The following is a 25,378-nucleotide window of genomic DNA, read 5'->3' as shown; positions in this document are numbered from 1 at the left end:
GTGCCGCTGAGCCCACACGCCGCGTGCGAGGGCTCACCAGCACCGCCGGTCCGGCAGGTGTATCAATCCGCTCGCTCCGTCGCCGAGCATTCCGCCGACGGGATTGTCCAGGGGGTAGGTCACCGGGCGCCGACGCCCTAGGGTCGGGCCATGGCGAGCGAGCGCATCACCCTGACCGTGCCCGGCCCCGAGGGCGACCGTGAGGTCGGCCTCTCGAGTCCCAATCGGGTGCTCTGGCCCGAGCTCGGCATCACCAAGCACGAGTATGCCGAGTACGCGATCGCCGTCTCCGAGCCGTTCCTCCGTGCGAACGGTCATCGGCCCGTCTCGCTGGAGCGCTTCCCCGACTCGATCGACGGCGAGCGATTCTTCTCGAAGAATCCGCCGAAGGGCGCCCCGGGCTACGTCGATCAGGTCGTGTGCACCTACAACAGCGGGCGGCGGCATCCCCAGGTCGTGCTGAACGAGACCGCCGCCGTCGTCTGGGCGGTCCAGATGAACACGGTCGTCTTCCATCCGTGGGCCTCGCTCGCCGCCGACACGGACAACCCGGTCGAGCTGCGGATCGACCTCGACCCGCAGCCGGGCACGGACTTCGCGGATGCCGCATCCGTCGCGCCGGCTCTGCGTGAAGTCCTCGCCGAGGCCGGCCTGACGGCGTTCCTCAAAACGAGCGGCAATCGCGGCCTGCACGTCTTCTGTCCGATCGAGCCGACGCACGAGTTCCTCGATGTGCGGCACGCGGTCATCGCCGCCGGGCGCGAGCTCGAACGCCGGATGCCCGACCGGGTGACCACCAACTGGTGGAAGGAGGAACGGGGCAAGCGCGTCTTCGTCGACTTCAACCAGGCGAACCGCGACCGCACGATGGCGGGCGCCTACAGCGCACGCGCGCTGCCGGCGGCGACGGTGGCGACACCGATCACCTGGGAGGAGCTCGAGGCCGGAGTCGAACCGTCCTCGTTCACGGTCCGCACCGTGCCGCAGCGGCTGGCGGACATCGGCGATCCCTGGGCCGAGCTGCAGGCCGACCCCGGCCGCATCGACACCCTGCTGGAGTGGTGGCAGCGCGACCTCGACGCCGGTCTCGGCGAGCTGCCCTTCCCGCCGGAGTTCCCCAAGATGCCGGGAGAGCCGCCGCGCGTGCAGCCGAGTCGTGCCCGACAGCCCGGCGCCGACTAGCCGGCATCCCGCCGCTCACCGGGCGGAGGGTCGCTGCCACTCGCGCTCGGTGACCACGCGCGCAACGGTGAGGCCCACCGCCAGAGCGACGACGACGAACACCGCCGTCACCCCGTACTGCACCGCGCTGATGGTGTCGCTCTCGATGGTCCCGACGATGGCCCGGTAGGCGGAGGCCCCCGGCACCATGATCAGCACGGCGGGCACGGTGAGGGTGATGCGCGGCGCCCGGACGAAGCGCGACACGGCGAACGCTCCGAATCCGACCGCGACACCGGCTGCGGCGGCCGCGACCGGCTGCATCGTGCCGTGGTCGATCATGAGGAGGCGGCCCACGTTGGCGACCGTGCCGATCGCCGCGGCCGCGAGGGCGATGCGCCAGGGCGTCGAGAACAGCAGAGCGAAGCCCATCACGCCGACGAACCCCGCGATGAGGCGACCGAGGGAGAGCAGCGGCTCCGCCAGCTCGGGGGCCGCGACGGCGACGGCACTCGTCTGGAACACGGCGGCCACGGCCCACACGGCGCAGCCTGTCGAGAGCAGCACGAGGCAGGCGTACACGACGCGGTTCACTCCCGCGTTGAGATCGAGGCGGGCGAGATCGAGGGCACCCGTGACGAGGGGGAATCCGGGCACCAGGTAGAGCACGGCGCTCGTCAGCGCGGCGCCGTACTGCGGCGAGGGCGCACCGAGCAGCTCGATCAGATGCGAGACGCCCAGGAAGGTGAGCAGCGCGGCCGAAGCCGACAGGAACACCAGCAAGAACTCGTTGACCTGCAGCCGGGCTCCGCGAACGCGCACGTACTGGCCGAGCGCGACGGCCAGCGCCACGCTCAGGCACTCGGCCCATCCGCCGTTGTTGAGGAACGCGAAGGCCGTGCAGGCCGCCGCGGCGGCCAGCACCCGCACCGCGGTCGGGTAACGCGGCGGCATCCGTTCGATCCGGTCGAGCTCGCGCTGCAGGTCGTCCGCGGTGACGCCGCCGGCGACGCGATGGGAGAGGTGCATGACCTCGGCGATCCGCTCGGAGTTGACGACGGGATGCCGCACGTCGGCCACCCTCGTGCGGAAGAGCTGTCCCCGCTGCGCGGTGATGACGATGTCGGTCATCCCGACGCGCGACTCGAGGCGATCGAGGCCGAGCCCGTGAGCGGTGCGGTCCATCGTGTCGCGCACACGGGCCGAGGAAGCGCCCGCGCCGAGCATCAGCGTGCCGAGGCGGAGGACCGCATCCGTCCGCGCGATGAACCGCAGGGGCTCGAGGTGCAGTTCGGCGGTGCCGTCGGGGACGTCGTCGCGCTGGTCATCCCGCATGGTTCGATCCTCCCACCCGAGGAGGCTGCTCGGGTGGGAGGATCGGCCGGACCAATCGGGTCGATCGGGTCGCCGTGCTGTCAGCGGCGCGCGAGGCGACGGAGCCGCGAGAGCAGCACGACGCCTCCGGCGGAGACCAGGAGGACTCCGCCGATCAGGAGACCGGCCGGCGAGCCCTCGCCGCCGGTCCGCGCGATGCGGTCGGTGGTGGGTCGCGCCGCGCTCGTACCGATCGCCGCAGCGGAGTCGCCTCCGGCAGCGGTGTCGGAAGCTCCGGGCATCGGAACGCCGGGCGCCGGGATGCCGGGCGCCGGGGCGCCGGGCGTCTCGCCGGGCGTCTCCCCGGGGGCGGTGACGTCGACGAGATACACCCCGTCGGCGCGGTACTCGAGTGCGCCGTCGAAGCCCGCGCCGGCGCCGGTGAGCTCGACCGCGTCGAACGTCGTGTGGGCGGCACGCGCGCCGTACGCGATCAGCCGCAGGGGAGAGGTCGGAGCCTCCGCGGGAAGGTCGACGCGCAGGGTGCCTCCGAGCGTGGCGGTGCCCGCGATCGAGAGGGCCGGCGCTGCGTCCTCGACCGACAGCTCAAGCGCGGCATCCTTCGCCTGCGTGAAGTCGCCGCCCACGGCGAGCCCGGAGGTCGCCTCGACGAGCGATCCGCCGGTGACCGAGAGGTCGCCCGTGCCGAGGGCCGTCGGGGAGGTCGCCTGCACGATGCCGTCGCCGACGATGGTGCCGCCGGTGTAGGTGTTCTCGCCCGACAGGACGAGGGTGCCGGAGCCGTCCTTCGTCAGCGACCCGGAACCGTCGATGTCGTTGCGCCACTCGTCGGCTGCGGCGAAGCCGCCGGAGCCGGCATCCATCGTCACCGTGACATCGGTGTCGAAGGCGCCGTAGCCGTTCGACGCCTCGAACAGGTTGAGTCGTCCCCAGCCCTCGGGGTCGTCGAGCACGGCGTGGCCGGAGTCGATGGCGGTGGAGTGGAGCACCCAGCGGCGCTGCTCGGCGTCGAGGTAGGGCAGCCGGTGCTCGAGCAGCACTTCGGCGCCTGCCGGGACGCGTGCGGGCAGGCCGGCGATGCCCGTGCTCGGCAGCCCGTAGGTCATGCGATCGCGGTACTGCTGCGCGAGCGCGTCGTAGTCGGCATCGTCGAGCGTGGATGTGGATGCCGGGGCGGGCAGCGTGTCGATCAGACCCTGGGCCTCGGTCGACGCGGCGGCACGCAGCTCGGCGTTGGCGGGATCGTTCAGGCTTGCGGCGGCGAGGGCGGTCGCCAGCACGCGACCGCCGATGACATCGAGCGACGAGTGCATCCCGGCGACGGTGCGGCTGTCGCCGATCTCGGCGGCGTTCGCGATGAGGAGGTCCTGGTACTGCGGCGCCGCGTCGGCGAGGGCGAACGAGGCGAGGTAGGCGGCGTTGGTGTGACCGCTCGGAAAGCCGCCGTCGCTCGCCGCCTCGCTGTCGGGCTTTCGCACCGGCATCAGCGCGGGGACGATGATCGAGTCGTCCACCCAGCGGAAGGGGCGCTTGTAGCTGAAGAAGTTCTTCGACGGGTTCGACGAGGCCGAGGGACCGCGCACCGTGTCGACGAGCGCGACGACCGAGCCGAGCTCGGAGTTCGGGTCTGCCCAGCGGCCCGAGGCGTTGCCGGCGTCGTCGTAGCGCACCGTCGTGGCGTCGGCGGGGATGGCGTCGGGGATCGTGGTGCCGGCATTCATCGCCTCGCGGAAGGCGGAGGCTGCCGGGCCGAGTCCGTCGATGGCGCTGTAGCTCTGATGACGGCGGTCGAAGATCCACGCGGCGGTCTCATCCGCTGCGGTACGGGTGCGCGCGACCTCCACGTTGCGCGCGATGTTGGCGTCGAGCACCGCCGAGCCGGCAGCCGTCGCCCGGCCGGTGTCCCAGGTGGCTCCCGGCTGCCAGAGGTCGAGCATTCCCGAGAGCACACCGATCGCGGGGTTCGTCTCGGGCGTGGTGTTGGCGGAGCTGTTCGCGGTGTAGACGTCGACGAACGTGCCGTAGGGAGCGGCGTGCGGTGCGATCGCGTTCTCGTCGAGCAGATCGCCGGCGGCCGCGTTCGCGGGCGCGGCGACGCCGAGAGCGAGGGTCGTGACGGCGAGGGCCGCCACGGCCAGGGGGATGCCCGTGCGGCGCCGGGATGGATCGGAACCAGAGGGAGCGAGGTGCATGCAGTGTCCTTCGGATGCAGGGGGGATCGACCCCCGAACGCTAGGAAGGCGCCGACAACGATCGGTGGCCGCGGCGTGAACGGCCGGTGTCGCCCGCCGTCAGTCCAGAACGTCGGCCAGGTCGTAGGCGGCGACGGTCTCGAGCTGGTCGAAGGTGCACGAGCGGGCATCCCGGTCGTGGCGCCACCGCTCGAACTGCACGGTGTGGCGGAACCGCCGCCCCTCGAGCTGGTCGTAGCGCACCTCGAGCACGAGCTCGGGTCGCAGCCTCACGAATGAGACATCCTTCGACGATGCGAAGCGCGAGCGGTCGGATTCGCCGGTGACGGCCGCCCCGGCGGCATCCCGCTCGACCAGCGGCTCGAGCTCGTCGATCAGCTCACGGCGCCGCTTGTCGCTCCACGCGGACACCCCGCCGACCCCGTGCAGCTCGCCGTCATCGCCGTACAGCCCGACGAGCAGGGAGCCGACCCCGGTGCCGGACTTGTGGATGCGGTATCCGATCGCGACGACGTCCGCCGTGCGGGCATGCTTGATCTTGAGCATCGTGCGCTTGCCCGGGGCGTAGGGCTGATCCACGGGCTTGGCGACGACGCCGTCGAGGCCGGCGCCTTCGAACTCCGCGAGCCAGCGACGCGCGGTGCGCACGTCGTCGGTCGCGCGCGTCACGTGGATCGGATCGGGCACGTCACGCAGCAGCTCGACGAGTTCCTCACGCCGCCGTGAGAAGGCCTCGGCCTGCAGGTCTCGCTCGCCGCGGGCCAGGAGATCGAACGCGATGAACATGGCAGGTGTCTGCTCGCTCAGCAGCGCCACGCGCGAGGCCGCGGGGTGGATCCGCTGCGACAGAGCCTCCCACTGCAGCCGCCGGCCGGCACCGGTGTCGGTGGCCACGACGATCTCACCGTCGATGAGGCACGGCTCGGGGAGCAGCCTCGAGAAGGCGTCGACGAGCTCGGGGAAGTACCGGGTGAGCGGCTTCGAACCGCGGCTTCCGATCTCGACCCTCTCGCCGTCCCAGGAGACGATCGCGCGGAATCCGTCCCACTTCGGCTCGAACGACAGCCCCGCGCCGCGGGGCCCGGCATCCGGAATGGCGGGCACCGCTTTGGCCAGCATCGGCGCGGGGATGTCGTAGGTCATCGCGGTTCCTCAGGCGCGCAGCTGCTCGCGCGGCTTCGGTCGGGCCCAGCGGGCGGGCAGGTTCGGCCCGTCCCACACCTGCACGATCCCCCAGACGACGGCGGTGATGGGCACGGCGAGCAGGGTGCCCAGGATGCCGCCGATCGCGGTGCCGGCGGTCAGAGCGACGAGCACGACGAACGAGTGCAGCTTCATCGTGCGGCCCATGAGGACCGGCTGCAGGAAATTGCCCTCGAGCTGGTTGACGAGCACGACGGCACCGACGACGAGGACCGCATTGAGCGGGCCGTTCGCGACGAGTGCGACGAGCGCGGCCAGGATGCCGGCGAGCGTCGCACCGACGATGGGGATGAAGGCCAGGAGGAAGACGAGCACGGCCAGGGGGATGGCGAGCGGAACCTGGAGGGCGAGCAGCGCGATGAAGATGCCGACCGCGTCGACGAAGGCGACGGCGGCGGTGCCGCGGATGTAGGAGCCGAGCACCACGACCGTCTTGTCGCCGATACGGCGAGCCCGCTGCTCGTTCGCCCCGCGGAACGGGCGCAGCAGGAACTCCCACATGCGCGGGCCGTCCTTGAGGAAGAAGAACAGGATCACCACCATCAGCACCGCGCCGGTGATGAAGGTCGCGACCGCGCTCACGCCGGCGATGGCGCCCGAGCCGAACTGAGCGCTGGTGACGAAGTCGCCGAGGGCGCCCAGCCACTCGTCGATCTGGCTCTGATCGATCGAGAAGGGAAGGGTCTGCGCCCACGCGACGAGCTGCTGGAATCCTTCCTCGGCCTGCGAGTACAGATCGTCCCACTGGTCGCGGACCGCCCACACGATGAGCCACGAGAGGCCGCTGAGCAGCAGCACGATCGTGAGCAGGGTGATGATCGTCGCGAGCAGCGACGGTACGCCGTGCCGACGCATCCAGCTCATGGCCGGCGCGAACGCGCACGCGAAGATGAGCGCGAGGATCAGCGGGATCGCGACGACGGACACCTGGCGCAGCACGTAGACGACGCCGATCGCGAGGATTACCAGGACGATGATCTGCACTCCGCGGATGGCCAGCCGCCCGAAGCCGTCGGCCCACAGGCCTGCGGGAGGTCGCTCGGCGTCGCGGTCGATGGCATCCGCCAGCACGATCTCGGGCCGCGGTCTCCGTCGGAACAGGCTCATGACGACGACGCTAGCGGACCGCGACGCCCCTGACGCGGGGTTGCGCTCGAGGCGCTCGCGGGGCAGGGCAGCGGCGACGGCGGTCACGTCCGCGGCTCCTCCCGTTCACCGACCCGTCGCTCAGGTGTCGGCGGGTGGCCACCTGCGCCGACCACCGTTGAAGGGCCGCCCGCACGCGGCGGCTTTCGCACCTCCCCCCAGATACGAAAGAGGATCTCCATGCAACGGAGAGCGCACACGCGCGCCTGCACATTGACGGCGACGAGCATCGTCACCGGCCTCGCCCTCGCGTCGGCACCCGCCATCGCCGCGGGCGCGACCGAGGCCGACCCGGCATCCCTTCCGAAGAACGTCATCCTGATGATCTCGGACGGCGCGGGCTACAACCAGTTCGACGCCGCGAGCCTGTATGAGCACGGAACGAGCGCGCACCAGGTCACCGTCGATCCCGCGACCGGCGCGATCGCGCACGAGGCGGCCACGCCCGGTCAGGCCTACGAGACCTGGCCCGTTCAGGTCGCCCAGTCGCACTACTCGGCCTCGGGTCGGGCGGAGTACGTCACCGAGAAGGCGTGGGGAGACTTCGACTGGGTCGCTTCGGGCGCCACCGACTCCGCGGCAGCGGGCACGGCGCTCGGAACCGGTGTGAAGACGAACAACGGGACCCTCGGCTTCGAGCCGGGCGGGGACCGCCTGCTCACCGTCGGCGAGCAGGCGCAGGAGGTCGGTAAGAAGGTCGGGCTCGTCACCTCCGTGCCCTTCAACCACGCCACCCCCGCGGGCTTCATCGCCCACAACGCCGACCGCAACGACTACCAGGGCCTGGCGGCGGAGATGATCGACAGCGGCGTGGACGTCCTCATGGGCGGCGGGCACCCGATGTACACCGACGGACACCAGTCGCGTGCCGCCGACTGGACCTGGATCGCGCAGAACGACTACGAGCGGGTGTCGACGGGCGCCACGCCCTACAGCTTCATCGACGACAGAGCCGACTTCGAAGCTCTCGCCGCAGGCACCGCCGTCCCCGAGAAGGTGTTCGGCCTCGCGCAGGTGGCCGAGACGCTGCAGTACAACCGTCCCGGTCTCGCCAACGATGCCGTGCTGCCGTACACCGATCCCGCGAACGACGTCCCCGACCTGGACACGCTCGCTCGCGGCGCGCTCAACGTGCTCGACACGGGCGACGAGGGCTTCTTCCTCATGGTCGAGGGCGGGGCGGTCGACTGGGCCGGCCACGCGAACCAGACCACGCGCCTGATCGAGGAGCAGATCGCCTTCAACGACGCCGTCGAGGCCGTCGAGGCGTGGGTCGAGGAGAACAGCAGCTGGGACGAGACGCTCGTCGTCGTCACCGCAGACCACGAGACCGGCTACCTCGCGGGTGCGGGCGCCGGTCCCGAGGCCGGATGGACGCCGATGACCGGAACGGCGGGTCAGCTGCCGGACCTCACCTGGCACTCGGGTGGACACACCAACGCGCTCGTTCCGCTCTTCGCCAAGGGCGCCGGGGCCGAGGTGCTCGAGGCGCGCGCCGATCAGTGGGACGTCGTCCGCGGCGCCTATCTCGACAACACCGCGATCGGCGAGACGATCTTCGACTTCCTCGGACACGGCGAGCGCAGCTCGGCGGATGCGGTGGCGCTCGAGGCCACGGTCGCGGGGCGTCAGGCGGAGGGGGCCCTGAGCCTGAGCGTCGCCGGCCACGGCGAGCGCGTGTCGTTCAGCGGTTCGGGGGAGGGGCTCGACGCCGCTCTGCCGCTCGTGACGGTCGCCGATACGCGCAATGAGGTCCGCGCTCAGGGACGCGGTTGGACGCTCGCGGGCTCCGCGACCGATTTCGTCGCGGGCAACCGCACGCTCGCGGCAGAGAACCTCGCCTGGACGCCGCGCGTGGTCCGGTCGGAGTCGGGCGCCGCCGCGGGCGGGCGCGCGACCCTCGAGGCTCCCGCGACTCTGGCGGCGGCGGACCGCACGTCGCGCCTGGGCGCGACGGTCGTGGGCGCTGATCTCGACCTGTCGATCCCCGCCGAGGCAGCGGGCGGTCGCTACGGCAGCGAGATCACGCTCACCCTGTTCGCGCAGGACTGAGCGTCCCGCGCAGCACACCCCCATCGGCGGGGGCGGGCTCCCGCCCGTCCCCGCCCACGCTCACCGGAGACACCATGCCCCGCATCCCTCTCGTCCGTGCCGTGCTGCTGGCGACCGGCGTCCTCGTCGCGCTCACGGCGTCCGCTTCACTCACCGTCGTTCCGGCATCGGCTGCCGCGCCGGAGTCCCCCGCGATCGAGTGGGGCGTCGTCCCCGCCGACGCTGCAGGACCCGACGGCCGGGTGTCGCTGCGGCACACCATCGACCCGGGCGCCGCGATCACCGACGCCGTCGCGGTCACCAACCACTCCGCCGAACCCGCCGTCTTCGCCGTCACCGCCGGTGACGGGGTCGTCGGCGCCGACGGTGCTTACGACGTCCGCACGGACGCGCCGGCGGCGGGCGGCGCCTGGATCGATGTCGACGGGCTCGACGGCGGGTCGCTGGCCCTGGCGGCGGGCGAGACCCGGGTGCTGCCGGTGACGATCACCGTCCCGGCGGACGCGACACCCGGCGACCACCCCGCGGGGATCGTCGTCGGACTCAGCGCCGACCAGGCGGGGGTGACGGTGACGCACCGGGTCGGGGTGCGCGTGCACCTGCAGGTTGCCGGCGATATCGCCCCCGCGCTGCGGATCGACGCCGCCACGGCGAGCTTCACACCGTCGTGGATTCCGTTCGCGCCCGGGACCCTGACGGTCGAGTATCAGGTGACCAATACCGGCAACGTCCGGTTCGGGGCGAGCGCCGCCGCCGAGGCCGCGGGGCCGCTCGGACTCATGCCGGGCGGCGGCGCCGGTGAAGCGCTCGAGGTGCTGCCCGGCGGCTCGGCGACGCAGCGCATCGAGCTGCCGATTACGCCGCTGTTCTTCGCCGCCGGCGAGGTCGCAGTGACCCCGATCTCGCTCGGCGACGATCGCGTGCCGCTGCCCGAAGCGGCATCCTCGGGGTTCTCGACGCCGGCTGTGCCCTGGTCGTCGATCGCCGTCGTCGTGCTGGGCGCGGGGATCATCGCGCTCGTGGCGGTCATCGTTTTGCGCCGGCGCGCGCGCTGAGCCGCAGTTCGCCGGCCGGCGCTCAGGTGAACGCGCCGACGCCGGTGATGTCGCGGCCGAGCAACAGCGCTTGCACGCTCTCGGTCCCCTCGTAGGTGTGGATCGCCTCGATGTCGGCCATGTGCTGCATGACCCCGTTCTCGAGCAGGATGCCGTTGCCGCCGAGCAGGTCGCGCGCGACCTGGGCGATCCGCCGTGCGGCGCGGGTGTTGTGGTACTTCGCCAGGGAGGCCTGGGTCGGGCGCAGGCCGCCGGCGGTCTCGAGGTCGGCGAGGCGGCGGCAGTAGAGCTGCATCGCGGTGAGCTCGTCGAGCATCTGCGCGAGGCGCTCCTGCACCATCTGCGAGCGGGCGAGCGGCCGCCCGAACTGGATGCGTTCGCCGGCATAGGTGACCGCCGCCTCGTAGCAGGCCGTCGCGTGGCCGAGCGCCGACCACGCGACCCCCGAGCGGGTGGCGTAGAGGACGGTCGAGGCATCCCGGAACGACCTCGTGCCCGCCAGCACCGCGTCGGCCGGAAGCCGCACGTCGCGCAGGGCCACGTGAGCCTGGTGGATGCCGCGGAGCGATGCCTTGCCCGCGATGACAGTGCCGGTGTAGCCCGGGCGGTCCTGCTCGACCAGGAAGCAGCGCACCGAGCCGTGCAGATCATCGCCCTCGTCGTCGACGCGTGCCCACACGAACGTGATGCCGCCCGAGGCGCCGTTGCCGATCCACTTCTTGGCGCCGCGGAGCACCCACTCGTCGCCCTCGCGGCGGGCGACGGTCTCGAGCGAGACCGAGTCGGAGCCGTGGTCGGGCTCGGTGAGGGCGAAGCTGCCCAGCACCTCGCCCGTCGCGAGGGGGCGCAGCCAGCGTTCCTGCTGGGCGGGCGAGCCGAACAGCGCGAGGGTGCGCAGCGCGAGCCCGCCCTGCACCGCGTGCGCCGTGCCGAGCGAGCCGTCGCCGCGGGAGATCTCCATCGTCACCAGGCCCGCCCCGAGCGGCGTGATGCGCGTCAGGTCCGCATGCTCGATGCCGTCGACGAAGAGGTCGAGCTCACCCATCCGCCGCACGAGATCGAGCGGATAGGTCGCGGCGTCCCAGGCCTGCTGCATCCGGTCGCCCACCTCGTCGACGAAGGCGCGGGCGCGGTTCCAGGCGGCCCGGTCCTCGTCGTCGACGTCGGCGAAGACGCCGTAGTAGTCGGTGTCGCGGCGTCCCGTCAGGACATACGAGGCGACGCGCTCGCCGGGGAGCGCGTCGAGATCACGGTCGGCTTCATCGCTCATGACATCCAGTATCGCCTCGAATGGCACTGAGTGTCACCGGTTGCACTCAGGAGAGATCGGCGCGGAGACGGCGGGTGACCTCGGCGAGCGGCATGCGGCGGGGGAAGACGGCCACCACGACGTCGTCGGCGGCGGGCGCCTGACCGTCGGGGTGCACGCCGAAGCGATGCAGCAGGTCGTCCAGCGCGGCTTCCACCGTGGCTCGCGTGACGGCGTCGTCGCCGCGCAAGAGGCGGCGCAGGACATGATTGTGCACCGCGGTCACGGCCGCGCTGAAGGCGACGGCCTCGGCGGGGTCGAGGCCGGGCAGGCGTTCGCGCAGGTGGTCGCCGAAGAGCCGCTCGTACCGGAAGACCATCACGATCTCGCGCTCGCGCAACGCGGGGACGCCTCGCACCACCCGGTATCGACGCCGCGCCAGCTCGACGTCGCCCGCGAAGTGGTCGAAGGCGGCGAGGGCGGCGTCGCACACGGCCCGCCACGGGCTCTCGTGCGGCGTCTCGAGCAGCGTGCGCAGCGTCGCGATCGCGACGTCGTGGTCGGCGAAGACCACGTCGTCCTTGCCGCCGTACTGCCGGAAGAACGTCGACCGCGACAGACCCGCCGCCCGCGCGATGTCGTCGACCGAGGTGCGCTCGTACCCCTGCTCGTCGAACATCGCGACGGCCGCGGCCACCAGAGGGTCGCCGGGGGTGCGGGAGGCCTCGGTCATGGGCACCGAGCCTAGTGTCAAGTCGCTTGCCGCCGTCCGGCGCTCGGCGTTGACTGCGAGGATGACCGCGCTCTGGAAGTCCGACGTCGCCGTGCCCGCCGGAACGCCGTTCGAACCCGGTCGACGCCACGACGTGATCATCGTGGGCGCGGGGCTGACCGGCCTCGCCACCGCCCTCGAGCTGGTCCGGAGCGGCATGGATGTCGCGATCGTCGAGCGCGGCGGCATCGGCGAGCTCGCCTCGGGCTCGAACACCGGCAAGATCTCGCTTCTGCAGGGCACGACGCTGTCATCGCTCCGCCGTCACCACCCGGCATCCCTCGTCCGGGCCTACGTCGACGCGAACCGCGACGGCTTCGAGTGGATCACCCGCGCCGCGGACGAGCTCGGGGTCTCGACCACGACCCGCACCGCGTACACGCATGCGCAGGGGGCCGAGGGCGTGGCGGCCGTGACCGAGGAGTACCGGGCGGCCCGGGAGGCGGGCCTCGACGTGCGGCTCGCGAGCGCCGACGAGCTCGCCGCTAGTCCCGTCCACATGACCAGCGCCGTCGCTCTGGATGATCAGCGCGCGATCGACCCCATGAGCCTGCTGGCGGCACTGGCGACCGCGTTCGTCGCGGCCGGAGGTCGGCTCCACCTGGGCACGGCGGCGAGCCGGGTACGGGTCGTGCCGAGGCCGCGGGTCGACACCGAGGCGGGCCCGCTGTTCGCCGGGAAGATCGTGCTCGCCACGGGCGCCCCCATCACCGATCGGGGGCTCTACTTCGCCAAGGTGAGCGGGATGCGGTCGGCGTGCGTGTCGTTCGACCTCGAGGGCGAGGTGCACGCCGGCATGTACCTGTCGGCCGACAGCCCCACCCGGTCGGTGCGCACCGCGACGGCCGCCGACGGCGCCGGCCCGGAGCGGTCACCGCAGCTCATCGTCGGCGGCGCCGGACACCCGGTCGGCCGGATCGACAGCGAGCTCGCGAAGCTCGACGAGCTCATCGCGTGGGCCCGGGACACGTTCCCGGTGGGCGCGGAGACCCACCGCTGGTCGGCGCAGGACTACACCTCGCACAACCTCGTGCCGTTCATCGGCTCGATGCCGCGCTCGCTCGGTCGCGTGCGCTTCGCGACCGGCTACGCCAAGTGGGGGCTCACGAACGCGCCGGCAGCGGCCCTGCGGATCGCCAGCGAACTGCGCGGCGAGAAGATGCGCGAGCGGCCGACCTGGATGACGGTCATCGGAACGCGATTGACGGTGCCCGCAGACCTGGCGCGCGGGGTGTCCGAGAACGCGAAGGTCGGAGCCGTCGCCGCGCAGGGCTGGACCGCGGCGCTGGCCCGGTCCACCCCGGTCGCGCAGCCCGCGGAAGGCGAAGGGACCGTCGCGCAGCACCACGCTCGGCCGGTGGGCGTCTCGACGGTCGACGGTCAGACGCGGGCGGTCAGCGCGATCTGCCCGCACATGGGCGGTGTGCTCGAGTGGAACGACCTCGAGTGCACGTGGGACTGCCCGCTGCACGCGTCGCGCTTCACCCCCGACGGCGAGCGCATCGAGGGTCCCGCCTCGACGGGCCTGCGACGTCTGCGCTGACCCGAGATGTCAGTCCCGCGCGAGCAGCTGTTCGCGCACCTGACGTCGCAGCACCTTGCCGATGAGCGACCGGGGCAGGTCGTCGACCGCGACGATGCGGCGCGGGACCTTGTACGCGGCCAGACGCGTCCGGCAGAAGTCGCGGAGCCCCTCGACGTCGAGCGAAGCGCCCTCGCGCAACACGACCGCGGCGACGACCTCCTCGCCACCGGATGAGCGGGGAGCCGCGACGACGGCCGCCGCCTCCACGTCGGGGTGCGCGTGCAGGGTGTCTTCGACCTCGCTGGGCGAGACGTTGAACCCGCCGGTGATGATCAGCTCCTTGAGCCGGTCGACGATCGTGACGAAACCGTCGGGCGAGACGACGGCGATGTCTCCGGTGCGCAGCCAGCCGCCGGGCAGCAGCGCGTCGGCGGTCTCGGCGGGGCGGCGCCAGTAGCCCGAGAACACCTGGGGACCGCGCAGGAGCAGTTCGCCCTCCTCGCCCGGTTCGCGGTCGACCGACGGGTCGTCGGGGTTGACGATGCGGATGTCCGTGCTCGGGAACGGCACCCCCACGGTGCCGGGGCGGCGTGAGGGACCCATGGGATTGCCGAGCGCGACGGGCGAGGACTCGGTCATGCCGTAGCCCTCGACGAGCAGCCCGCCCGTGGTGTCCTCCCAGCGGCGGACGGTGGCGACCGGCAGGCTCATCGCTCCCGAGATCGCGAACCGCACGCGCGAGAGGTCGATGGTGCCGCGGGATGCTGCGCGGGCGAGCTGGTCGTAGATCGGCGGCACGGCGGGGAGGAACGTCGGCGGGCTCTTCTTCGCGGCATCCGCCATGAGGCCGACATCGAACTTCGGGAAGAGCACGAGCTTGGCTCCGATGCTCATCGCGAAGGTCAGGCAGAGCGTCATGCCGTAGGCGTGGAAGAGCGGCAGGACGCCGTAGAACGTCTCCTCGCCCTCGACGAGCCCGGGAACCCACGCTCGCCCCTGCATCGCGTTGGCCCGCAGGTTGCGGTGGCTCAGGACGGCGCCCTTGGGGATGCCGGTCGTGCCGCTGGTGTACTGGAGCAACGCCGTGTCGTCGAGGGCCGGGCCCGCCACACGACGCGACAGGGGGCGGTGGTCGACGAGCTTCGACCAGGGCAGTGCATCCTTGGTCCGCGGCTTCGCGGTCAGCTGGGCGCGCGACTCCCGTGCTTTCGCGATCGGCAGCCGGAGCAGCATCCGCTTGCCGCGGGGGAGCGCCTCGGTGACGTCGACGCTGATGATGCGCTCGACGCGCAGATCGGTCGGGAAGTCGGCGATGGTGTCGACGGTCTTGTCCCACACGATGGCGAAGCGCGCGCCGTGGTCCTCGAACTGGTGGCGCAGCTCGCGGGCCGTGTAGAGCGGGTTGTGCTCGACGACGATCGCGCCGAGGCGCAGCGCGGCGTAGAACGCGACGACGTGCTGCGGGCAGTTGGGCAGCACGATCGCCACCCGGTCGCCCGCGGTCACCCCGAGCCGGCGCAGCCCCTCGGCGGCCCGGTCGACGTTCGCGCCGAGCTCGCGATACGTCATGGTGGCGCCGAAGAATCCCAGAGCGGTCCGGTTGCCGTGCCGTTCGACGGTCGCGGCGAGCATCTCCGGCAGGGTCTGCGTCACCTCGTCGATCTCGGCGGGGACGCCGTCGGCGTAGGCCGACAGCCACGGGCGGGACTCGAGGGCGGTCATGTCCCCATCCTGCATTCCGCGGCATGCCCGCCGCTGAATACGGCCTGGGGGTTGCGTGCGCGTCAGGTGGCGACGTAGAGCACTCCGGTGATGAACAGCGTGATGATCGTCGTCCACATCGCGATCGCCGCTCCCTGCCAGAGCAGGACGGTGCGCGGGGGCACTCCGGTGGCGGTCAGGGCGGCGGCGGTGAACTGCGTGGGCAGCAGAAGCGGACCGAGTAGGCTCACGCCCGGGGTGCCGTAGCGGTGGTACGCCTTCTGGAACTTCTCGCTTCGGGCCGACTTCGGCTTCTCGGACGCCCCGCCGCGCGTCGTCACAGCCGTGCGGACACGAGCGGCCACGAGCACGACGACCGCGACGCAGACGAAGTTGCCGATGGCGCCGGCCAGCGCGGCGACGACGGGGTGGATGCCGCCGATGATGCCGATGCCCGCGGCGCCCTCGCCCTCGATGAAAGGCACCGCGCCGGCGAGGGCGACGATGACGGGCTGGAGGATGTCGGGCATCCGGGCGACGAGGTCCTGGAAGCCGAGGATGAGGTCTGCGAAGGGATTGGTCATGGATCCATCCCAGCGGCGGCCCGACGCTCGCGGGAGTGCCGGGGCGTCACGGGAGTCCGGGAGGTTCCGCGACCCGGACCGTGACAAACGTCATGGTCGTACTGTGGGCCTCGTGAACGACCGCGACCCCCGACCGGCAGCCGCGCCGCGCAGCACGACGCTCGCCCGCGAGGTCGTGGCCACCTCGTGGTACATCGCCGCATCCGTGGTGTTCTTCATGATCTCGGCGCTCGGCATCTGGGGCCTGTGGGCGCTGCTGGTCCGTACCCGCCTGGAGGATCCGGCGGTGATCGTCGGGTACGCGGTCGGCTCGGTCGCCGTCCTGGTCTCGACGGTCGTGCTGCTCGTTCGATACCGCACCGACGGCGATGTCGGCGAGGCCGATCGCCCGCCCCGCCTGCGCCGCTTCCTGTCGTGGCCGGTTCTGCTGGGTGTGGGCGGGTCGGTGCTGCTCGGCGCGGCGACCGTGTCGGTGCTGTTCGCGGCCTCGGTCCTGGCGACGATCCTGTGCCTGGTGCGCTGGGGGCCCGGCATCCGGTGGCGCGGTGTGATCCTCGTCGAGGCCGCGCTCGTCGCGCTCTGGTTCGCCGAGCGCGCCCGTATCGAGGGCGCAGGCTCGCTGACGTTCGCTCTCCTCGTCTTCGCCGTCGCCCTGCCGGCCTCCATCGCCCTGTCGCTGTGGTCCTGGGACGTCGTGCTCGAGCTCGATCGTGCGCGTGCGACCGAGTCGCGCCTGGCCGCGACGCAGGAGCGGCTGCGCCTGGCGGGGGAGCTGCACGACCTGCAGGGGCACCATCTGCAGGTGATCGCGCTGCAGCTGGAACTCGCCGAGCGGATGCTCGAGCGCGATCCGGATGCCGCGGGCGAACAGATCCGTCTGGCCCGCGCCTCGGTCGATGCGGCGCGTGCGGGAACGCGCGAGCTCGCCGGACGCTTCCGCGGCGTGCCCCTGCCCGACGAGCTGGCCAACGCCGCCGATCTGCTGCGCGCGGCTGGAATCGCGGTGCGGTCGGATGTGGACGCCGATGCGGTCCTCGCGCCCGCAGACCTTCTGGGTCCGGTGATCCGGGAGTGCACGACGAACGTCCTCAAGCACGGCGGCGGCCGGTGGGCGGAGGTGCGGCTCGATCGCGACGGCGGATACTGGCGCCTCGTCTTCGCCAACGACCCGGGTCCGACGTCGTCGCTCGGCGCAGGCTCGGGGCTCGCGGGCATCTCGCACCGGGTCGGGGTGGCCGGCGGCGATCTGCGGACCCGCCGCGAGCACGACCGGTTCGAGGTCGTCGTCTCGGTGCCGGCGGAAACCCCGGTGGCCGCCGCGAGGCGGGGGCGAGCGGACGAGGGGATGCCGCGATGATCCGCGTGCTCATCGCCGACGACGAGGACATGATCCGTTCCGCCCTCGCCGCGCTGCTCCGGCTCGAGGACGACCTCGAGGTGATCGCCGAATGCCGCGACGGCGAGAGCGCGGTGGAGCGGGCGCTCGAGCTGCGCCCCGACGTCTGTCTGCTCGACCTCGAGATGCCCGGCATCGACGGGGTCGAGGCGGCGGCCCGCATCCGGCAGCGGGTTCCGGCGCGTTGCGTCGTGGTCACCCGGCACGCGCGGCCGGGCGTGCTGCGACGCGCGCTGAGCGCCGGCGTCGACGGCTTCGTGCCGAAATCCCGCCGCGCCGACGACGTCGCCGCCGTCATCCGCGAGGTCGCCGCGGGGCGACGCTACGTCGACCCCGAGATCGCCGCCGATGCCCTCAGCGACGAGCGGAGCCCCCTCACCGATCGGGAGCTCGACGTGCTGCGGGCAGGTGCCCGAGGCGAGACGATCGCCGAGATCGCGGCGACGCTGCATCTGTCGGCGGGCACGGTCCGCAACCACGTCTCGTCGGTGCTGGGCAAGCTCCATCTCGCCACCCGGCAGCAGGCGGCGATCATGGCGCGCGAGCGCGGCTGGATCTGACACCGCCCCCTCCGTTCGGCGGGGAGCGGACACGGGGCCGTCAGGCGCGGGTAGTAGGCTTTCCGATCGGGCGATCTCTCGACATCGAGATTCTTCACGCCCATCACCCACCGTCGCCCAGCGAAGGATTGCAGTGGACCTTTACGAGTACCAGGCCCGAGACCTGTTCGAGAAGTACGAGGTGCCGGTGCTCGCCGGCATCATCGCCGACACCCCTGAGGAGGCGAAGGCGGCGGCCGAGAAGATCGGCGGTGTCGTCGTCGTCAAGGCTCAGGTCAAGACCGGAGGTCGCGGCAAGGCCGGCGGCGTCAAGGTCGCCAAGACCCCCGACGAGGCATACGCCGCAGCCGAGGCCATCCTGGGCCTCGACATCAAGGGCCACGTGGTCCAGCGCGTCATGATCGCGCAGGGCGCCGACATCGCCGAGGAGTTCTACTTCTCGGTGCTGCTCGACCGCGCCAACCGCTCGTACCTGAGCCTGTGCTCGGTCGAGGGCGGCATGGAGATCGAGGAGCTCGCCGTCGAGCGTCCCGAGGCGCTCGCGCGCATCGAGGTCGACCCGCTGCAGGGCATCGACAAGGACAAGGCGGTCGAGATCGCCCGGGCCGCGAACTTCCCCGACGACCTCGTCGAGAAGGTCTCGGACGTGTTCGTCAAGCTCTACGACGTCTACAAGGGCGAGGGCGCGACCCTCGTCGAGGTGAACCCGCTCGTCCGCACGGGCGCCGGTGACATCGTCGCCCTCGACGGCAAGGTCTCGCTCGACGAGAACGCCAGCGAAGTGCGCCACCCCGAGCACGAGGAGCTCGAGGACAAGGGCGCCGCAGACCCGCTCGAGGCCAAGGCCAAGGAATCGGGCCTGAACTACGTCAAGCTCGACGGTCAGGTCGGGGTCATCGGCAACGGTGCGGGTCTGGTCATGTCGACCCTCGACGTCGTCGCCTACGCCGGCGAGAAGCACGGCGGCGTCAAGCCCGCGAACTTCCTCGACATCGGCGGCGGCGCGAACGCCCAGGTCATGGCCTCGGGTCTCGACGTCATCCTCGGCGACGAGCAGGTCAAGAGCGTCTTCGTCAACGTCTTCGGCGGCATCACGTCGTGCGTCGCCGTCGCGGAGGGCATCGTCAAGGCCCTCGAGATCCTGGGCGACTCGGCGACCAAGCCGCTCGTCGTGCGTCTCGACGGCAACCAGGTCGACGAGGGCCGCGCGATCCTCGCCGACGCGAACCACCCGCTCGTGACCCTCGCCGCCGGTATGGACGAGGGCGCCGACAAGGCCGCCGAGCTGGCGAACGCCTGAGCTCCGGACGCGAAAAGGACCAACGACATGTCTATCTACCTCAACAAGGACTCCAAGGTCATCGTCCAGGGCATCACGGGCGGTGAGGGCACCAAGCACACCGCGCTGATGCTCAAGGCGGGCACCAACATCGTCGGCGGCGTCAACGCCCGCAAGGCCGGCACCACCGTCTCGCACACCGATGCCGACGGAAACGCCGTCGAGCTGCCCGTGTTCGGATCGGTCGCCGAGGCGATCGAGAAGACCGGCGCCGACGTCTCGGTCGCGTTCGTGCCGCCCGCGTTCACCAAGGACGCCATGGTCGAGGCCATCGACGCCGAGATCCCCCTCCTCGTCGTCATCACCGAGGGCGTGCCCGTCGGCGAGTCGGCCGAAGCCTGGGCCTACGCGAAGTCGAAGGGCAACAAGACCCGCATCATCGGGCCGAACTGCCCCGGCATCATCACGCCCGGCGAGGCTCTCGCGGGCATCACGCCGGCGAACATCACGGGCAAGGGCCCGATCGGCCTCGTGTCGAAGTCGGGCACCCTGACCTACCAGATGATGTTCGAGCTGCGCGACCTCGGCTTCTCGACCGCCATCGGCATCGGCGGCGACCCGATCATCGGCACCACGCACATCGACGCCCTCGCGGCGTTCGAAGCCGACCCCGAGACGAAGGCCATCGTCATGATCGGCGAGATCGGCGGCGACGCCGAAGAGCGCGCGGCCGAGTACATCAAGGCGCACGTCTCCAAGCCGGTCGTCGGCTACGTCGCGGGCTTCACCGCCCCCGAGGGCAAGACCATGGGCCACGCCGGCGCCATCGTCTCGGGCTCGGCGGGCACGGCGCAGGCGAAGAAGGAGGCCCTCGAGGCCGCCGGAGTCAAGGTCGGCAAGACGCCTTCCGAGACCGCCGCGCTCATGCGGGAGATCATCGAGAAGCTCTGACTTCGGGATACGACGAAGGGGCGGATGCTGCGGCATCCGCCCCTTCGCTGTTCTCCGGAGTTGCGCCCGGCGGCGGCGCGCCGCGGTCGGGTCAGACTCCGAGGAGCGCCTCGAGGGGCCCGCGGGCGAAGAAGATCACGAATCCGCCGGCGACGACCCACAGCAGCGGGCTGATCTGCTTGACGCGGCCCGAGAGAGCGTTGACGAGCACCCACGAGATGAAGCCCGCACCGATGCCGTTGGCGATCGAGTAGGTGAGCGGCATGACGGTCGCCGTGAGGAACACCGGCAGCAGGACGCGGAAGTCGGTCAGGTCGATGTGCGCGATCTGCGACAGCATCATGGCTCCGACGATGACCAGTGCCGCCGCGGCGACCTCGGTGGGCACGATCGAGGTCAGCGGCGTGAAGAACATCGCCAGCAGGAAGACGAGGCCCGTCACGACGTTGGCGAGGCCCGTGCGCGCGCCCTCGCCGATGCCCGAGCCGGACTCGACGAAGACCGTGGCCGACGACGAGCTCGTCGCGCCACCCGCGATCGCACCGACGCCCTCGACGATCAGCGCCGACTTGATGCGCGGGAAGTCGCCCTTCGCGTCGGCGAGGTTCGCCTCCTTCGCGAGTCCGGTCATGGTGCCCATCGCGTCGAAGAAGTTGGAGAAGACGAGGGTGAAGACGAGCATGACGAGGGTCACGATGCTCACCTTGCCGAGGTCGAACCCGAAGTCGACTGCGCCGATGAGGCTCAGGTCGGGGACGCTGACAGGCGAGCCGGAGAGGGCCGGGACGGTCAGTCCCCACCCGCCGGGGTTCTCGGTGGCCGCGCCGAGGTGCCAGATCGCCTCGACGACGATCGACAGGACCGTGCCCGTGACGATGCCGATGAGCATGCCGCCCTTGACCTTGCGAGCGACGAGGATGCCGGTCAGCAGGAGGGTGATGACGAACATCAGGGTCGGCACCGACGCGACGGACCCGCCGACGCCGAGACCGACCGGGGGAGAGGCCTGTCCGGTCGAGGTCACGAACCCGGAGTTGACGAAACCGATGAACGCGATGAACAGGCCGATGGCCACCGTGATCGCGAGCTTCAGCTGCACGGGCACCGCGTCGAAGATGAGCTTGCGCAGGCCGGTGGCCGCCAGCAGCACGATGATGACGCCGTTGATCATGACGAGCGCCATCGCCTCTGCCCACGTGACCTCGCCGACGACCCCGAACGCGACGAAGGCGTTGATGCCCAGGCCGGCGGCGAAGGCGAAGGGCAGACGCGTGATGAGCCCGAACAGGATGGTCATGACACCCGCCGTCAGAGCGGTCGCGGCACTGACCGCCGCGAAGTCGAGGGTGGTCCCCGCGACATCCGGCTTGCCCGACAGGATGATCGGGTTCAGGATCACGATGTAGGCCATCGTGACGAAGGTCACGAGGCCGCCGCGGACCTCCGTGCCGATCGTCGAGCCGCGTCGGCTGATGTCGAAGAAGCGGTCGATGGCACCCTGGGGCGCGCGCGATTGCGTAGTGTTCACAAAATCCTCCGAGAAGACGGTAGCGCCCCGCGCGCGTCCGCCCGACACGCACAGGCTCGCTGGGTAGGGTCGATCAGGCATGAATCGCCTGCTCGTCGCCCTCCTCTCCGCCTTCGACGCCCTCGTCGCGGTGGCCGTCGGCGTTGCCGCGGCCCTGGCGCCGCTGACCGTCCTCTGGGCCGTCGCCTTCGGTGGTGGAGCCGACTGGTCGTCGCTCTGGCCCGCGTCGGTGCGCCTCTGGCAGTTCGGGAACCTGGTGCCGCTGCAGGTGACGCTGCCGCAGGAGTACACGGTGGGAACCGGTATCGGCGCCGACGCGATGTCGTTCTCGCTCTCGCTCGCGCCCCTCGCCGTGGCGCTGCTCATGGCGCTTTTCGCCGCGCGGTCGGGATCGCGCGCCGCCGGAGCCGGAGCCGGCTTCACGGGGGTGCTCGCGGGGGCGGCGACGGTCGCCGTCGTTTCGGCCATCCTCGCCGCGACAGCCTCGACTCCGTACGCCGTCGTCGAGACCTGGCAGGCCGTCCTGCTGCCCACCGCCGTCTTCGCGGTGCCGGCCCTGCTCGGCTCCGTGACCCGCGCGTGGCGCGACGGCGACGACGGCCCCGTCGATTCGCTCTTCGTGCGGCTCGACCGCAGCGGTCATGCCGCCGCGGTATCGGCGGGGGCTCGCGGCCTCGCGATCGCCGTTCTCGGCTTCGTCGCGGTCGGTGCCCTCCTCGTCGGCGTCGCTGTGCTCGTCCGCGGCGGAGAGATCGTGGCGCTCTTCCAGGCGGCCAACGTCGACGCGATCGGCGCGACGGTCATCACCATCGGCCAGGCGGCGTACCTGCCGACCTTCTTCGTGTGGGGCGGCGCGTTCGCGGCCGGCCCGGGGTTCTCGCTCGGCGCCGGCTCGACGGTCGCCGCCTCCGGTACGCAGCTGGGTGTGATCCCCGGTATCCCCGTGCTGGGAGCCGTCCCGCCGGCGACGCCGCCGATGCTGCTGCTCGCGGCGCTGCTGTTCGTCGCGGTGGGGTTCGTCGCCGGGGCGGCGGCACGGCGCAGGCTTCCGGCGCCGGCATCCGCTCTCGCCGCCGAGCCCGTCGCGCCCCGGCTCATCGCCGCCGCGATTCTAGCGGTCGGAGGCGGTCTCGCCGTCGCGGTGCTGTCGATGTCGGCATCCGGCGCGTTCGGTCCTGACCGGCTCGACCAGATCGGCCCGTCCGCGGGCGCCGTCGGCCTCGCCTTCGCGGTCGAGATCGGCATCGGTGCCGCGATCGCCCTCCTCGGCCCGCGGTCGTCGCATCGCGAACCCGGGCGCGACGCCCCCTCGGCAGCCGATGCCGAACACCCGGCTCAGACCGCCGGAAAGGCGTGGGTAGAGTAGGACGGTGCTGACGGTCGCGGTCCTCATCTCCGGTGGCGGGTCGAACCTGCGGGCCCTCCTGGACGCCGCGGCCGAGCCCGACTTCCCCGCCCGCGTGGTGGTCGTCGGAGCCGACCGGCCCGCCGACGGTCTCGCCCATGCCGACGCGTACAACATCCCGACCTTCGCGGTCCCGTTCCGCGAGTACCCGACGCGTGAGGAGTGGGGTGACGAGCTCGCTCGCCAGCTGGCGGCCTGGGCCCCCGACCTCATCGTGCTCAGCGGGCTGATGCGGCTGCTGCCCGCCGCGGTCGTCGACGCGTGGTCGCCCCGCATCATCAACACCCACCCGGCGTATCTGCCCGAGTTCCCGGGCGCTCACGGCGTGCGCGATGCGCTCGCCGCCGGTGCCGAGCTGACGGGGGCAAGCGTCATCGTCGTCGATGCGGGCGTCGACACCGGGCCGATCCTGGCCCAGGAGCGCGTGCCCGTGCTCCCCTCCGACGACGAGGCGTCGCTGCACGAGCGCATCAAGCCCGTCGAACGCCGACTGCTCATCGACGTCGTGCGGCGCATCGCCACCGGCGAGATCGACCTCGCCGCGCCCGCATCCCCGAACCCGACCGCTCCGACCGCCTGACGCACCGCAGGCCCCACACCGCACCCGAGGAGAACCGCCATGGCCGGACCGAGCCACGACCCCGCCCTCTACCGCGCGCGCGACCTCGTCGCCGTCCGCCGAGCGCTCATCTCGGTGAGCGACAAGACCGATCTTCTGCCGCTCGCACAGGCTCTCGCCGATGCCGGTGTCGAGATCGTCTCGACCGGTGGATCGGCCGCGCTGCTCCGCGATGCGGGCCTGACCGTGACCGATGTCGCCGAGGTCACCGGGTTCCCGGAGTCGCTCGACGGGCGAGTGAAGACGCTGCACCCGGGCGTTCACGCCGGTCTTCTCGCCGACCTGCGACTCGAGAGCCACGAGGCCCAGCTCGGAGAGCTCGGCATCTCGGCGTTCGACCTCGTCGTCGTGAACCTGTACCCCTTCGTCGAGACGGTGGCCTCGGGCGCTGCGCCCGACGACGTCGTCGAGCAGATCGACATCGGCGGGCCCGCGATGGTGCGCGCGTCGGCGAAGAACTTCGCCAACGTCGCGATCGTCGTCTCGCCCTCGTCGTACCCGGCCATCATCGAGTCGGTCTCCGCCGGCGGCACGAGCCTCGCGCAGCGCCGCGACCTGGCTGCCCGCGCTTTCGCGCACACGGCGGAGTACGACCGGGCCGTCGCGACGTGGTTCGCCGAGTCGACCCTCGAGGGCGACGAGCTGCCGCAGCACCTCACGATCCGCGCCGAGCGTCTGGCGACGTTGCGCTACGGAGAGAACTCGCATCAGCGCGCCGCCATCTACACGCGCGCGGGCGGCCACGGCATCGCTCAGGCCGAGCAGCTGCAGGGCAAGGAGATGTCGTACAACAACTACGTCGACGCGGATGCCGCACTGCGCGCCGCGTTCGACATGGTCAAGCCCGCCGTCGCGATCATCAAGCACGCGAACCCGTGCGGCATCGCCGTCACCGCACCGCAGGCGCTCGACCCCATCGCATCCGCGCACCTGCGCGCGCACGAGTGCGACCCCGTGTCCGCATTCGGCGGGGTGATCGCCGCCAACCGGACCGTCACGCTCAAGATGGCCGAGAACCTGCGCGACATCTTCACCGAGGTGATCGTCGCTCCCGACTTCGAGCCCGCCGCGCTCGAGGTGTTCAAGCTGAAGAAGAATCTCCGCGTGCTGCGGCTCCCCGCCGACTGGCGTCAGGAGCGCATGGACGTCCGGCTCGTCTCGGGCGGGCTCCTGCTGCAGGATGCCGACCGCTTCCCCGATGACATCGAGTCGGTCGCCACGGACTGGCAGCTGGTGTCGGGGGAGCGTCCCGACCCCTCCGAGCTCGAGGGGATGATCTTCGCGTGGAAGGCGTGCCGCGCCGTCAAGTCGAACGCCATCGTGCTCGCGCAGGGGTCGGCGACGGTCGGCATCGGCATGGGACAGGTCAACCGCGTGGACTCGTGCCGCCTCGCCGTCGAGCGCGCCGGAGAGCGGGCGGCCGGCTCGGTCGCGGCATCCGATGCCTTCTTCCCCTTCGCCGACGGCCCGCAGGTCCTCATCGACGCGGGGATCAAGACGATCATCCAGCCCGGCGGTTCGGTGCGCGACCAGGAGGTCATCGATGCGGCCCAGGCCGCGGGCGTGACGATGTTCTTCACGGGCGAGCGCCACTTCTTCCACTGACGCCGAACGGGGCCGGCCGAGTCAAGAGGTGATCGGCGGGCCCGGAACGGGCGATAGGGT

20 protein-coding genes are annotated in these 25,378 nt (G+C 71.6%); 11 read left to right on the top strand and 9 right to left on the bottom strand.

Annotated features, from left to right (window positions below; genetic code table 11):
- Window positions 1-150 precede the first annotated feature (150 nt).
- Window positions 151-1,182 carry a non-homologous end-joining DNA ligase gene (gene ligD / locus O1W71_RS11530; protein WP_269267981.1) on the top strand — a complete coding sequence of 344 codons (1,032 nt, stop codon included), beginning with the start codon at window positions 151-153 and terminating at the stop codon, window positions 1,180-1,182.
- A gap of 15 nt (window positions 1,183-1,197) precedes the next feature.
- Here ligD and O1W71_RS11525 read toward each other — a convergent pair whose 3' ends face one another.
- The 4 genes from O1W71_RS11525 to O1W71_RS11510 form a co-directional block, all read right to left on the bottom strand.
- Window positions 1,198-2,496, bottom strand: a complete 1,299-nt coding sequence (locus tag O1W71_RS11525) for a threonine/serine ThrE exporter family protein (protein ID WP_269267980.1) — start codon at window positions 2,494-2,496, stop codon at window positions 1,198-1,200.
- A gap of 80 nt (window positions 2,497-2,576) precedes the next feature.
- A complete protein-coding gene (locus O1W71_RS11520; protein WP_269267979.1) occupies window positions 2,577-4,688 on the bottom strand; it encodes a phosphatase PAP2 family protein in 2,112 nt (703 codons plus the stop codon).
- A 99-nt stretch (window positions 4,689-4,787) separates the two neighbouring features.
- Window positions 4,788-5,831 (bottom strand): ATP-dependent DNA ligase, encoded by a 1,044-nt coding sequence (locus tag O1W71_RS11515; RefSeq protein WP_269267978.1) that lies wholly within the window; start codon window positions 5,829-5,831, stop codon window positions 4,788-4,790.
- 9 nt (window positions 5,832-5,840) lie between these two features.
- A complete protein-coding gene (locus tag O1W71_RS11510; protein ID WP_269268045.1) occupies window positions 5,841-6,998 on the bottom strand; it encodes an AI-2E family transporter in 1,158 nt (385 codons plus the stop codon).
- A gap of 219 nt (window positions 6,999-7,217) precedes the next feature.
- Between O1W71_RS11510 and O1W71_RS11505 the strand changes: the two genes are divergently transcribed.
- Together O1W71_RS11505 and O1W71_RS11500 are read left to right on the top strand one after the other, a co-directional pair.
- Entirely contained in the window at window positions 7,218-9,089 is a 1,872-nt protein-coding gene (locus O1W71_RS11505) for an alkaline phosphatase (protein ID WP_269267977.1), read from the top strand.
- Between the two features lie 74 nt (window positions 9,090-9,163).
- Window positions 9,164-10,144: a hypothetical protein gene (locus tag O1W71_RS11500; protein WP_269267976.1), complete on the top strand. Its 981-nt coding sequence runs from the start codon at window positions 9,164-9,166 to the stop codon at window positions 10,142-10,144.
- A gap of 22 nt (window positions 10,145-10,166) precedes the next feature.
- Here the strand turns inward: O1W71_RS11500 and O1W71_RS11495 are convergent, their stop codons facing one another.
- Together O1W71_RS11495 and O1W71_RS11490 are read right to left on the bottom strand one after the other, a co-directional pair.
- A complete protein-coding gene (locus tag O1W71_RS11495) occupies window positions 10,167-11,414 on the bottom strand; it encodes an acyl-CoA dehydrogenase family protein (protein ID WP_269267975.1) in 1,248 nt (415 codons plus the stop codon).
- Between the two features lie 46 nt (window positions 11,415-11,460).
- Complete coding sequence (locus tag O1W71_RS11490) at window positions 11,461-12,126, bottom strand: TetR/AcrR family transcriptional regulator (RefSeq protein WP_269267974.1); 666 nt, start codon at window positions 12,124-12,126, stop codon at window positions 11,461-11,463.
- Window positions 12,127-12,187: 61 nt separating this feature from the next.
- On the opposite strand from O1W71_RS11490, the gene O1W71_RS11485 reads away from it, so the two are divergent.
- A complete protein-coding gene (locus tag O1W71_RS11485; protein WP_269267973.1) occupies window positions 12,188-13,708 on the top strand; it encodes an FAD-dependent oxidoreductase in 1,521 nt (506 codons plus the stop codon).
- Window positions 13,709-13,717: 9 nt separating this feature from the next.
- On the opposite strand, the gene O1W71_RS11480 is transcribed toward O1W71_RS11485, so the two are convergent.
- Together O1W71_RS11480 and O1W71_RS11475 are read right to left on the bottom strand one after the other, a co-directional pair.
- Window positions 13,718-15,412, bottom strand: coding sequence for a long-chain-fatty-acid--CoA ligase (locus O1W71_RS11480; RefSeq protein ID WP_269267972.1), 1,695 nt, complete (start codon window positions 15,410-15,412; stop codon window positions 13,718-13,720).
- Between the two features lie 62 nt (window positions 15,413-15,474).
- On the bottom strand, window positions 15,475-15,975 hold the full coding sequence (locus O1W71_RS11475; protein WP_269267971.1) for a small multidrug efflux protein: 501 nt from the start codon (window positions 15,973-15,975) through the stop codon (window positions 15,475-15,477).
- Window positions 15,976-16,087: 112 nt separating this feature from the next.
- Between O1W71_RS11475 and O1W71_RS11470 the strand changes: the two genes are divergently transcribed.
- The 4 genes from O1W71_RS11470 to sucD all read left to right on the top strand — a co-directional run bounded on the left by O1W71_RS11470 (window position 16,088) and on the right by sucD (window position 20,161).
- A complete protein-coding gene (locus O1W71_RS11470) occupies window positions 16,088-17,332 on the top strand; it encodes a sensor histidine kinase (RefSeq protein ID WP_269267969.1) in 1,245 nt (414 codons plus the stop codon).
- Window positions 17,329-17,931 (top strand): response regulator transcription factor, encoded by a 603-nt coding sequence (locus O1W71_RS11465; RefSeq protein ID WP_023955690.1) that lies wholly within the window; start codon window positions 17,329-17,331, stop codon window positions 17,929-17,931. Before O1W71_RS11470 ends, O1W71_RS11465 begins: the two co-directional genes overlap by 4 nt.
- Before the next feature lie 133 nt (window positions 17,932-18,064).
- Complete coding sequence (gene sucC, locus O1W71_RS11460) at window positions 18,065-19,231, top strand: ADP-forming succinate--CoA ligase subunit beta (RefSeq protein WP_269267968.1); 1,167 nt, start codon at window positions 18,065-18,067, stop codon at window positions 19,229-19,231.
- Between the two features lie 27 nt (window positions 19,232-19,258).
- The gene (gene sucD / locus O1W71_RS11455; protein WP_112617478.1) at window positions 19,259-20,161 is read left to right on the top strand and encodes a succinate--CoA ligase subunit alpha; all 903 of its coding nucleotides are present in this window, start codon (window positions 19,259-19,261) and stop codon (window positions 20,159-20,161) included.
- A gap of 91 nt (window positions 20,162-20,252) precedes the next feature.
- On the opposite strand, the gene O1W71_RS11450 is transcribed toward sucD, so the two are convergent.
- Complete coding sequence (locus O1W71_RS11450) at window positions 20,253-21,689, bottom strand: NCS2 family permease (RefSeq protein ID WP_269267966.1); 1,437 nt, start codon at window positions 21,687-21,689, stop codon at window positions 20,253-20,255.
- Window positions 21,690-21,768: 79 nt separating this feature from the next.
- Here O1W71_RS11450 and O1W71_RS11445 point away from each other — a divergent pair, with 79 nt between their 5' ends.
- From O1W71_RS11445 to purH, 3 genes are read left to right on the top strand one after another with little or no spacing between them, the layout of a single operon-like run.
- On the top strand, window positions 21,769-23,055 hold the full coding sequence (locus O1W71_RS11445) for a cell division protein PerM (protein WP_269267965.1): 1,287 nt from the start codon (window positions 21,769-21,771) through the stop codon (window positions 23,053-23,055).
- A 4-nt stretch (window positions 23,056-23,059) separates the two neighbouring features.
- Window positions 23,060-23,674, top strand: coding sequence for a phosphoribosylglycinamide formyltransferase (gene purN / locus O1W71_RS11440; RefSeq protein WP_269267964.1), 615 nt, complete (start codon window positions 23,060-23,062; stop codon window positions 23,672-23,674).
- A gap of 39 nt (window positions 23,675-23,713) precedes the next feature.
- A complete protein-coding gene (gene purH, locus O1W71_RS11435) occupies window positions 23,714-25,318 on the top strand; it encodes a bifunctional phosphoribosylaminoimidazolecarboxamide formyltransferase/IMP cyclohydrolase (RefSeq protein WP_112617475.1) in 1,605 nt (534 codons plus the stop codon).
- Window positions 25,319-25,378 lie beyond the last annotated feature (60 nt).

The sequence above is a fragment of the Microbacterium sp. H37-C3 genome, from assembly GCF_027157935.1.
In the GTDB taxonomy this organism is placed as follows: Bacteria; Actinomycetota; Actinomycetes; order Actinomycetales; family Microbacteriaceae; genus Microbacterium; species Microbacterium plantarum.
Note: the sequence above shows the minus strand (reverse complement) of the source record. Positions and strands in the feature narration are given on the sequence as shown.

Excerpts from the sequence above, each read along its gene's own strand:
- O1W71_RS11510 (WP_269268045.1), bottom strand. The coding sequence starts at position 6,998 with ATGAGCCTGTTCCGACGGAGACCGCGGCCCGAGATCGTGCTGGCGGAT.
- O1W71_RS11475 (WP_269267971.1), bottom strand. The coding sequence starts at position 15,975 with ATGACCAATCCCTTCGCAGACCTCATCCTCGGCTTCCAGGACCTCGTC.
- O1W71_RS11515 (WP_269267978.1), bottom strand. The coding sequence starts at position 5,831 with ATGACCTACGACATCCCCGCGCCGATGCTGGCCAAAGCGGTGCCCGCC.
- O1W71_RS11490 (WP_269267974.1), bottom strand. The coding sequence starts at position 12,126 with ATGACCGAGGCCTCCCGCACCCCCGGCGACCCTCTGGTGGCCGCGGCC.
- purH (WP_112617475.1), top strand. The coding sequence starts at position 23,714 with ATGGCCGGACCGAGCCACGACCCCGCCCTCTACCGCGCGCGCGACCTC.
- O1W71_RS11495 (WP_269267975.1), bottom strand. The coding sequence starts at position 11,414 with ATGAGCGATGAAGCCGACCGTGATCTCGACGCGCTCCCCGGCGAGCGC.
- sucD (WP_112617478.1), top strand. The coding sequence starts at position 19,259 with ATGTCTATCTACCTCAACAAGGACTCCAAGGTCATCGTCCAGGGCATC.
- O1W71_RS11465 (WP_023955690.1), top strand. The coding sequence starts at position 17,329 with ATGATCCGCGTGCTCATCGCCGACGACGAGGACATGATCCGTTCCGCC.
- O1W71_RS11500 (WP_269267976.1), top strand. The coding sequence starts at position 9,164 with ATGCCCCGCATCCCTCTCGTCCGTGCCGTGCTGCTGGCGACCGGCGTC.
- O1W71_RS11520 (WP_269267979.1), bottom strand. The coding sequence starts at position 4,688 with ATGCACCTCGCTCCCTCTGGTTCCGATCCATCCCGGCGCCGCACGGGC.
- O1W71_RS11485 (WP_269267973.1), top strand. The coding sequence starts at position 12,188 with ATGACCGCGCTCTGGAAGTCCGACGTCGCCGTGCCCGCCGGAACGCCG.
- O1W71_RS11525 (WP_269267980.1), bottom strand. The coding sequence starts at position 2,496 with ATGCGGGATGACCAGCGCGACGACGTCCCCGACGGCACCGCCGAACTG.
- ligD (WP_269267981.1), top strand. The coding sequence starts at position 151 with ATGGCGAGCGAGCGCATCACCCTGACCGTGCCCGGCCCCGAGGGCGAC.
- O1W71_RS11445 (WP_269267965.1), top strand. The coding sequence starts at position 21,769 with ATGAATCGCCTGCTCGTCGCCCTCCTCTCCGCCTTCGACGCCCTCGTC.
- O1W71_RS11480 (WP_269267972.1), bottom strand. The coding sequence starts at position 15,412 with ATGACCGCCCTCGAGTCCCGCCCGTGGCTGTCGGCCTACGCCGACGGC.
- O1W71_RS11505 (WP_269267977.1), top strand. The coding sequence starts at position 7,218 with ATGCAACGGAGAGCGCACACGCGCGCCTGCACATTGACGGCGACGAGC.